The 9,598-nt window shown below is 34.2% G+C and carries 9 protein-coding genes; 6 read left to right on the forward strand and 3 right to left on the reverse strand.

The annotated features are described in order from the left end of the window. Positions 1-93 precede the first annotated feature (93 nt). Both BMX10_RS15745 and cysK read left to right on the forward strand, forming a co-directional pair. Positions 94-960 carry a tRNA 2-thiocytidine biosynthesis TtcA family protein gene (locus BMX10_RS15745; protein WP_090446415.1) on the forward strand — a complete coding sequence of 289 codons (867 nt, stop codon included), beginning with the start codon at positions 94-96 and terminating at the stop codon, positions 958-960. Between the two features lie 402 nt (positions 961-1,362). Beyond that, positions 1,363-2,307, forward strand: coding sequence for a cysteine synthase A (cysK, locus tag BMX10_RS15750; RefSeq protein ID WP_090446417.1), 945 nt, complete (start codon positions 1,363-1,365; stop codon positions 2,305-2,307). 84 nt (positions 2,308-2,391) lie between these two features. On the opposite strand, the gene BMX10_RS18630 is transcribed toward cysK, so the two are convergent. After that, the gene (locus tag BMX10_RS18630) at positions 2,392-2,493 is read right to left on the reverse strand and encodes an IS3 family transposase (RefSeq protein ID WP_090446436.1); all 102 of its coding nucleotides are present in this window, start codon (positions 2,491-2,493) and stop codon (positions 2,392-2,394) included. Between the two features lie 227 nt (positions 2,494-2,720). Between BMX10_RS18630 and BMX10_RS15760 the strand changes: the two genes are divergently transcribed. Continuing rightward, on the forward strand, positions 2,721-4,535 hold the full coding sequence (locus BMX10_RS15760; RefSeq protein ID WP_090446419.1) for a thiamine pyrophosphate-dependent enzyme: 1,815 nt from the start codon (positions 2,721-2,723) through the stop codon (positions 4,533-4,535). Positions 4,536-4,551: 16 nt separating this feature from the next. Beyond that, a complete protein-coding gene (locus BMX10_RS15765; RefSeq protein ID WP_280140786.1) occupies positions 4,552-5,112 on the forward strand; it encodes an indolepyruvate oxidoreductase subunit beta in 561 nt (186 codons plus the stop codon). Between the two features lie 46 nt (positions 5,113-5,158). On the opposite strand, the gene BMX10_RS15770 is transcribed toward BMX10_RS15765, so the two are convergent. Beyond that, complete coding sequence (locus BMX10_RS15770) at positions 5,159-6,544, reverse strand: hypothetical protein (protein WP_090446423.1); 1,386 nt, start codon at positions 6,542-6,544, stop codon at positions 5,159-5,161. Positions 6,545-6,951: 407 nt separating this feature from the next. On the opposite strand from BMX10_RS15770, the gene BMX10_RS15775 reads away from it, so the two are divergent. Together BMX10_RS15775 and BMX10_RS15780 are read left to right on the forward strand one after the other, a co-directional pair. Next, on the forward strand, positions 6,952-8,307 hold the full coding sequence (locus BMX10_RS15775; protein ID WP_090446425.1) for a D-serine ammonia-lyase: 1,356 nt from the start codon (positions 6,952-6,954) through the stop codon (positions 8,305-8,307). A 26-nt stretch (positions 8,308-8,333) separates the two neighbouring features. Further along, entirely contained in the window at positions 8,334-8,753 is a 420-nt protein-coding gene (locus BMX10_RS15780; protein WP_090446427.1) for a bacteriohemerythrin, read from the forward strand. Positions 8,754-8,801: 48 nt separating this feature from the next. On the opposite strand, the gene BMX10_RS15785 is transcribed toward BMX10_RS15780, so the two are convergent. Continuing rightward, positions 8,802-9,542: a zinc-binding metallopeptidase family protein gene (locus BMX10_RS15785; protein ID WP_090446429.1), complete on the reverse strand. Its 741-nt coding sequence runs from the start codon at positions 9,540-9,542 to the stop codon at positions 8,802-8,804. Between the last annotated feature and the right edge of the window lie 56 nt (positions 9,543-9,598).

Consider the following 9,598-nt stretch of genomic DNA (forward strand, 5'->3'; position numbering starts at 1 on the left):
ACTAAAATAACAGTACGGTTTAACTTTTTTGCTAATACAGACAAAGATAAAAAAAGTTGGTATAGTACTTTTGGTAATAGGTGAGGTGGTAAAATGAGTGATATATCAGGAACTGGCTGTCAACAGCTAATTCCCTTTAGTGAAAGAAAAGACTTAAAGGAAATAGAAAAAAGTATTATCACAAAATATAGAAAGGATATATGGGTAAAGTTTATTAAAGCAGTTAAAGAATATAACTTAATTGAGGCTGGCGATAGAATTGCTATAGCTATTAGTGGTGGTAAAGATAGTTTATTGATGGCTAAACTATTCCAAGAATTAAAAAGACATGGTAATGATAATTTTCATCTTGAATTTATTGCTATGGATCCTGGATATCATGAAAGCATTAAACAATTGTTAATAGATAATTGTTGCCATTTGAAGATTCCAATTCATATTTTTGAGGCGAAAATTTTTCAGATAGTAGATGAGATGGCAAGGGAATATCCATGCTATATGTGCGCTAAAATGCGGCGAGGGGCACTATATAAAAAAACACAGGAACTAGGATGCAACAAGCTTGCCCTTGGGCATCATTTTAATGATGTTATTGAGACTACTATGTTGAATCTATTATATACCGGTAACTTTAGCACCATGCTTCCGAAGCTTAAGTCTACTAATTTCGAAGGATTACAATTAATAAGGCCTCTTTATCATATTGAAGAGGAAGCTATTATAAACTTTACAGACGACAATGGTATCTGGCCCTTAAATTGTGCTTGTATGGTGGCTGCTAAAAAAACTGGTGCAAAGCGATATGAAATAAAGACCTTAATTAAGCAATTAAAGGAAAACTTTAAGGATGTAGATAAATCCATTTTTCGAGCGGCTGAAAATGTTAATTTAGAAGCAATTTTGGGTTGGAAAAATGAAGGAAAGCATCACTCATATTTAGAATTCTATCATGAAGAATAAAATTACAAGCTCAATAAAAGATCAAAGCTCAAGTAAAATAGTATTTTTTCTTGAGCTTTAATAAATATACTACATACTTTTAGCATATGATTTTCAATAAATACAAAATATAATTTTAAGTAATAAATATTTTCCTATAGATTATTCATCCGATACAATAACTACAGCAATACTTTATAAATAATTATAGTTTTTTGTCAACACATATTGACATAAAAGGATGTCTTATAGTATATTTACTATAAACGCATAGGAATACTCGGAATTGTTTTGGGTGGGATACTATAGTTTGCTACTAATTATCTAAGGGTATAAGAAAACTATAAATTATCATTGATATTATCTCTACATAAAGCTGGAGTAAAACAAAAATTAAGCATGATCATTTTTAGGAGGGAAAGTATGAGGAAAATAGTAAAGAGTTTAACAGATTTGATTGGAAATACACCCATGTTAGAGCTAGCAGGTTATACAAAAGCCAATAAAGTAGATGCTACATTAATTGCTAAACTAGAGTATTTTAACCCAGGTGGTAGTGTAAAAGACAGAATTGGCTATGCTATGATTAAGGACGCTGAAGAAAGAGGAGTAATAAACCATGAATCAGTTATCATTGAACCTACCAGCGGCAATACGGGAATTGCTCTAGCTTTTGTTGCAGCAGCAAAAGGCTATAGACTTATTCTGACGATGCCAGAGACCATGAGCATTGAAAGAAGAAATTTCTTAAAGGCCTTAGGTGCTGAATTAGTATTGACACCAGGGACAGAAGGGATGAAGGGAGCAATCAATAAAGCAGAGGAATTGGCAGCTGATATTCCAAATGCTTTTATACCTCAGCAATTTAATAATCCTGCAAATTCAGAAATTCATAGAAATACTACAGCTGAAGAGATATGGAGAGACACCGAAGGAAAAATAGATATATTTGTCGCTGGTGTAGGAACAGGTGGTACTATCACTGGTGTAGGAGAAGTATTAAAGCAAAAAAAATCCAGCATAGAAATAGTAGCTGTGGAACCAACCGATTCACCAGTGTTGTCTGGAGGAAAACCAGGTCCCCATAAGATTCAAGGGATTGGAGCTGGCTTTGTTCCAGAGGTGTTAAATGCTGAAATTTATAACGAGGTGTATCAAGTGAATCATGAGGAAGCCTTTCAGACTGCAAGAAACCTTGCTAAAACAGAGGGTTTATTAATAGGCATATCTTCAGGTGCGGCAGCCTATGCGGCCACTGAGATTGCAAAACGTCCAGAAAATAAAGGTAAAACAATAGTAGTATTACTACCAGATACGGGAGAACGATATTTATCCACACCACTTTTTCAAGAAAGTGATAATATTTAGATTAAATAATATATGATTATAAAAAGACGGCTTACTATTTTTGAACTGACCTTTGTCAAGTAGACAGGTAATTTAATTAAAAAGTTATGCACATTTGGATGCATGGTTTCGATACTCTAAAGGAGCCATGCATCTTAGTCTTTTTTGAAATCTTTTTTCGTTGTAAAATTTAATATATTCAACTATTTTGTCCTTTAATGACTAGCTGTCTTTTATTGTGTATTAACAGGCGTTATAGAGTATATTTCATTTACTTAATTAATCAGGATAATAATGTCAACACTGTAATAACTTGCTGAGGAAGTGAATGGGTGATGATTATATGGGTAATATAATTAAGAAAAAACTAATATTGAAACTATACCACTTCATATTATTAAAGTAGAAATATACAATATTAAAGGAGTGATGAAATGGAAACCGATAGGAGTGATAAAAGGGTTTTAACTGGAAACGAAGCTATAGCTAGAGGATTTTATGAAGCGGGTGGTAGTGTAGCAGCTAGCTATCCTGGTTCACCAACAGTTGAGATTCTAGAAAAGCTTAAGGAATACGAAGAAGTCTATGCAGAATTTTCTACAAATGAGAAGGTGGCGGTGGAGGTGGCTATAGGAGGTTCTTTTTATGGAGCGAGGGCAATGGCTTCTATGAAACATGTTGGAGTCAATATTGCTTATGATCCAATCATGACCTTTACAGAAACTCCTATTAATGGAGGTTTTCTATTAGTATCAGGAGATGATCCGGGATTAGCTAGCTCGCAAAATGAACAGGACAATAGAATACTAGGGAAATTTGCAAATATGGGTATTGTTGACCCTTCTGATAGTCAGGAAGCAAAGGATTTTGCGAAAAGAGCCCTTGAACTGAGTGAAAAATATTCTATTCCCATGATGCTTCGTATTACTAGTAGGGTATGTCATAGCAGAAGCATAGTAAATATTGAAGAAAGAGAGGAAGTAAAATCCAAAGGAATTGATCATGATAGGGAAAAATACTGTATGATTCCTCCTGGCTCTAGAAAAGCACAGTTTTTCATGAAGGAAAGATTAGAAAAGCTAGAGGAATATGCTTATGATACTGAATTGAACAAGTTTGAAATCAAAGAAGGTAGTGATACTTTAATTATTACTTCAGGCTTAGTATACCATAACCTAAAGGAACTAAATCCTAATGTAAGTATATGGAAGCTAGGTCTGGTTTACCCAATTTCACAGAAAAAAGCTAAAGAAATTACCAATAGATATAAAAAAGTCATTGTTATAGAAGAAATGCTACCCTTTATTGAAAACGAATTAAAGCTGATGGGCATTAAATGTGAAGGAAAAGAATTTTTTGAATTTACAGGAGAGCTAGATATACAAGATATTCAAGAAGGTTTAAATAAAGCTAAAGTTATTAACAATAAGAAGGAATACATAAAGAGATTTGTAGAAACAGTACCAAGGCCTCCATTGTTTTGTACAGGATGCCCTCATCGACCTACTTTTGATATATTAAAGAAATCTAAGGCGAAAATTGTGATAGGAGATATTGGTTGCTATTCACTATCTTTTCTATTTCCTTTTGAACAATCAAACATTATCATTAGTATGGGGGCAAGTATTGGAATTGTCAAAGGTGTAAGAAAAGCTATGTCTATGGAACAAGAGGGAGAACCTTTAGTTGCAGTGATTGGAGATGGCACATTTTTTCATTCAGGATTATCCACCTCTATTAATATTTTACATCAACAAAAGAAAGAGGAGAACATCACCCTAGTTGTTTTAGATAACAGAACGACAGCTATGACAGGAGGACAGCCAAATGCCAGCTCAGGTCTTTACAATGAAAGAGATGACATGAAAGTGGGCATCAAAACTCTGGTAGAATCAATGGGATTCAATAGAGTAAAGGAAATCAATCAGTATGATTATAAGGCAGCTGAAAAGCTATTTAAGGAAGAAATAGCCTATGAAGGCTTGTCTATCATTATAGCCCATGGGCCGTGTGCATTAAAATACAATATAGAAGAACCATATTTTTATGTAGATCCCGATATCTGTATTAGCTGTAGAGCATGTATAAAGACCAACTGCCCACCCCTGAGGATGATTAAGTATGAAGGGATAGAGAAATTAAAATCCTCTATTGATAAGGATATGTGTGTAGGATGTAGCGTTTGTGCTCAAGTTTGTCCAGTAAATGCTATTAAATCTTCAAAAAATGTAGATAGGGAGGATGAATAAATTGACAACTAATATTATGTTGGGTGGAGTAGGTGGGCAAGGACTTATCCTCATGACTAGAATTATTTGTCAAGCTGCTCTCAAAGATGGGTTTGATGTGAAAAGCAATGATGTAGTTGGTTTGTCACAAAGAGGAGGAATGGTTTGGGGCAATGTTAGGATAGGAAAAAAAATATATTCTCCCAATGTTCCACCAGGTGAGGGGGATATTTTACTTGCGATGGAGCCTTTGGAAGCCTTAAGATGGAGTGGGATACTAAAGGATGAAGCTAAGATAATTTTAAATACAAAAAGATTTTATCCAACAATGGTCCAACAGGAAAAGTTTGAATACCCTGAAAAGGAGATAGAGGAACTTAATTCAAAGTATAAAGTAATTGAAATTAATGCCTTTGAAGAAGCAAAAAAAATTGGTAAAAAACAAGTATCTAATGTTATTCTTTTAGGAATATTATCTAAACATTTAAATATAAAAGTAAATACATGGAAGGATACTATTAAGGATAATGTACCATATAAATCAATAGCTTTGAATATGGAAGCATTCGATTTCGGTTATAGCTATGAGAATAAATAAGCCCACTATTTTCAGTGGGCTTATTTATACAGAAAAGATTTTAAAATCATATTAAAAACATAGCAAATATAGTAGTAACAATTAAACCTATCATCACAGGAATAAAATTCCTTCTAGCCAATTCCATGGGGGATACTTCGCAGATAGCAGCTACAGCAATCAAACCGGACCAAGGTATAATAGTACCGCCACCAATCCAAATAGCACTAATCTGGCCTAGGGCACCGAGAGTTGCCACACTACCATTTACGGCGGTGCCAAAGACTCTAGCCAAGGAGCCGGACAAGGCTATGCCAGAAAATCCAGAGCCATCCAAGCCTGTGATACCACCTATAGCAGCCTCCATGATAGCAGCGGTAGGTTTATTCATAGTAACAATAGAAGACATTTGTGTACCTAAATCAGCTAAGATACCTTGAGATGCTTCTGGTAATATGTTATTCCCCATTACATTAGCAAATGAAGACATATCTCCCATAAAGAAGAAGGCAGCGATTGGTATAATAGGTCCAAATATTTTCATGCCAAAAGTAAATCCTTCTCTGATAAACTTAGTAATTTGATTTAGAGCATTCCTTCTATATTCGATAAAGCAAAGAATTACCAAAATCAATATTGCAGTACCACCAATAAGAGCAGTAGCAGCTCCGCCCCTTAACTTCAAGAGGAACATAGCTACGATGTTACTTAAAAAAGCTATAGGAACTAGTACAGCTGCAATCCTAGTAGAAGCTTTTATTTCTTTATCAGATATTTCGCCTTCATACATTTTTTCTGTTGGCTGGATTAAGCCTTTTTTAATGTCTCTTTTTAGCATAATATAGGCTGAGATAATAGTTACAATTGACATGACTAAATATAAGGGTCCTCCCTGAAACATAACTTCTGTTATATCTACACCAGCAGAATTAGCTGTAAGGGCAGGTGCTCCTTGTATAATAAAATCACTTGATAGTGCTACTCCATGACCAAATAAATTAATAGCAACAGCTGCACCTATGGCAGGCAAACCAACCTTATAAGCTATAGGTAATAATACTGCGCCGATTAAAGGTGTAGCAGGTGATGGCCAAAAAAACCAAGAAACAATTAGCATGATTATTCCAATAAACCAAAAGGCTTGATCAGGAGTTTTGATCAGCTTAGTAATAGGTCTAATCATAAGTTCAGTGGCCTTCAGTTGTTCTAATAACTTTGACATAGCTACAATAACAGATATAACCATAATAATATTTAGCAATGTGGTTCCAGATGTCATTAAAGCGTTAAAGATTGAAGCTGTTGAGGCTACTACACCTTTTCCAGCTGCTAAGCCCATTAAAAAGATACCAAGTATACACGGGATAACGATATCTTTTCTCATAATTAAGGTAGCTAATATTATAAGCACCATTCCTAAGTAAACCCAATGAACTAAAATAAGCTCTACCATACAAAACCTCCTCCTTAATAAAAAGAATTCCTTTCTTCATATTATGAAGAAAGGAGTGAGAGGTGCAATAATCTCATTAGATAGTTTTCGACTTTCCTTTTTGCGGATTCAGAGCTATAATATACCGTTTATACTACTAGGCTATAAATCTCTTTAACAGCTCTTATCTAAGAATAATGGAGTAAAAATTATTTTGCAGAATAGAATAACCTATGTAATAATAAAACTATCAATCTTAATCAAAGAAGTCAAAATGAAGTGATGGAGACAATATATAGATAGAAAAAAAGATTGTTATAAATGCATTTAAAAACAGAATAAGTAAAATCAAGGCCTAATAAAATCTTTATATAGGAACGTATCAAGAAAAACAAATAGAACATTATTAGAATTGGAGGATGAGAAATATGGAGCCATCAATTGTTCAAGGAGAAAAATTAGATATATGGCAGCAGAGATTTCCCCTGCTAAATAAAATCATGGCTACAGAAGAAGTATTGTGGATAAATCCTAAGAATAAGAGTTATGATGAAGCAATGAAAAAAATACATATTACTGAAGAAGAGGTGATGGAGGCTGAAGCAAGATTGTATCGTTTTGCACCCTATTTAGCCAAAGTTTTTCCTGAAACAATTAAATCTAAGGGCATAATAGAATCTCCTCTAGTGGAAATCTCCAACATGAAGAAGTATATGGAGAAGAGCTGCAATATAAATATTACTGATAAACTACTCTTGAAATGTGATGACCAGCTTCCTATTGCTGGTTCTATTAAGGCCAGAGGTGGGATTTATGAGGTGCTAAAGCATGCGGAGGCTTTAGCAACTGAAAGTAAGCTGTTAACAAAACAGGATGATTACAGTATATTAGCCAGCGAAAGATATAAAGTTTTTTTCTCAGACTATTCTATTGCTGTAGGTTCTACGGGCAATTTAGGACTTAGCATTGGTATTATCAGTGCAAAAATTGGTTTTAAAGTGACAGTACATATGTCTGCAGATGCAAAGCAATGGAAAAAGGATTTATTAAGAAGTAAAGGAGTAAAGGTTGTAGAATATACTTCGGATTATAGCAAAGCTGTAGAGGAAGGAAGAAAGCAGTCTGAGAAGGATTTGAAAACACATTTTATAGATGACGAAAATTCTAAAAATTTATTTTTAGGATATGCCGTAGCTGCTTACCGATTGAAGAAGCAATTAGAAGAAATGAAAATAAAGGTTGATGAAAATCATCCTTTATATGTTTACTTACCCTGTGGAGTTGGTGGAGGACCTGGAGGGGTAGCTTTTGGACTAAAACTGCTTTATAGAGATGATGTACATTGCTACTTTGCAGAACCCACTCATTCGCCCTGTATGCTAATTGGTATGATGACAGGACTACATAATAAGATATCAGTACAGGATTTTGGCATAGACAATATTACAGAGGCAGATGGATTAGCAGTGGGGAGGGCTTCAGGCTTTGTAGGAAAAACATTAGAAGAATTACTTAGTGGGGTTTTTACAGTGGAGGATGATAAGCTGTATATATTATTAAAAAAATTAGTTGATTTAGAAAACATCCATTTAGAGCCTTCTGCCTTAGCAGGAATGCAAGGGCCTGTAGTTCTTGCTAAAAACCATAGGATAGAAGATTTTCATAATAAAAATGCTACACATATAGTATGGGCTACTGGAGGAAGCTTAGTTCCGGAGGAAGTTATGAAAAATTATTATGAAAAAGGCGCTTACTTACTACAAAAAAGGGTAACAGATAGGTAAAAAGATATTGGAGGAGAGGAGAAAAGATGATTAAATGGGATGAAAAATTTAGCTGTGGTATCGAGGTTTTTGATAAGCAGCATCAAAAACTTTTTGAGATGATTCAGCAGCTACACGAAGAAATACTTAAACACAAAGATAATTTGTATGATAATTATGACACCATTAATAGCATTATCGCAGAATTGAAAGGATATACATTAGAGCATTTCAAAGAAGAGGAAGAAAAAATGAGACAATATGGTTACTCAGAACTATTACATCATAGAGTGGAGCATAAAAAATTTATTGATAAAGTCCAGCAGCTGACTAAGAAGGATATTGATGTTGATCAAATAGGGATTACTATAGAAATCGTAGATTTTATTGCAAGCTGGATAGGAAATCACATTTTGAAAACTGACATGAAGTATAGCGAATTTTTGAGACAACAAGGAGTGCAATGAAGAATTATTAACCCACTAGCTACAATATAGTCAGTGGGTTATATGTCATTATGCAAAAGCTTTTAATACTGCCTGATAGATGAGGTGCGAGGCTTTATCTAAAGAATAAGAAAGACAAATACGCTCTGTATACTTGTGAGGATCTTTTCCAAGAGGTCCTATATTAATAAAAGGAATATTGAGTTCAGATATGGTCTTTAAAGGAATAGAATAACCATTACCCCATAAAGGTAAATTTTCCTTGAGGGCATCAATGCTTCTATCATGGTTAATACCTAAATAACTCATATCAGAAAGTCCAGGAAAAAAGGGCTCAAGTTTAAGGGTTTCACCATATTTTTCTTTAGCTATGTCAATAATATGATTACATAGCTCTACTATCTTAGGAGCTTTCTTACTACTTGAATGAGGATAATAGGGGGGCGCAAAAAAGACAATAATCATTGGATTTCTGTAGGGACTAAACTGATGCACCTCTCTAACTAAATCAATAGATGCCTCTCTTAAATCTTTGTTATATAGTGATGCTATATAGGTTTCAATATGCTCCTTAAAGCTAGCGCCGTGAGTCTCTAAACATAGTTCATATAGTTCTTGGTAGGATACCACCTTAGGCTGCATCTCTGATAAGGTGAGTTGATTATCAGTGAGCTCCTGGAATTCAATGGCTTTTTCTTTAATTGTTGCAAGGACTTCTTCAAAAACATGAAAGGCTAGTTCTTTTAATTTATTCAAAATTTCATGGGGAGTAGAGATAGTGTAAAGTAGGTTATGAAAACTAAGAAACAAAATTTTACAACATGATTTGTGGGGGGAGTACCTTCTTAAAAGAAGAAAACATCAAA

Origin of the sequence: Natronincola peptidivorans, from assembly GCF_900111615.1 — a bacterium.
Taxonomy (GTDB): Bacteria; Bacillota; Clostridia; order Peptostreptococcales; family Natronincolaceae; genus Natronincola_A; species Natronincola_A peptidivorans.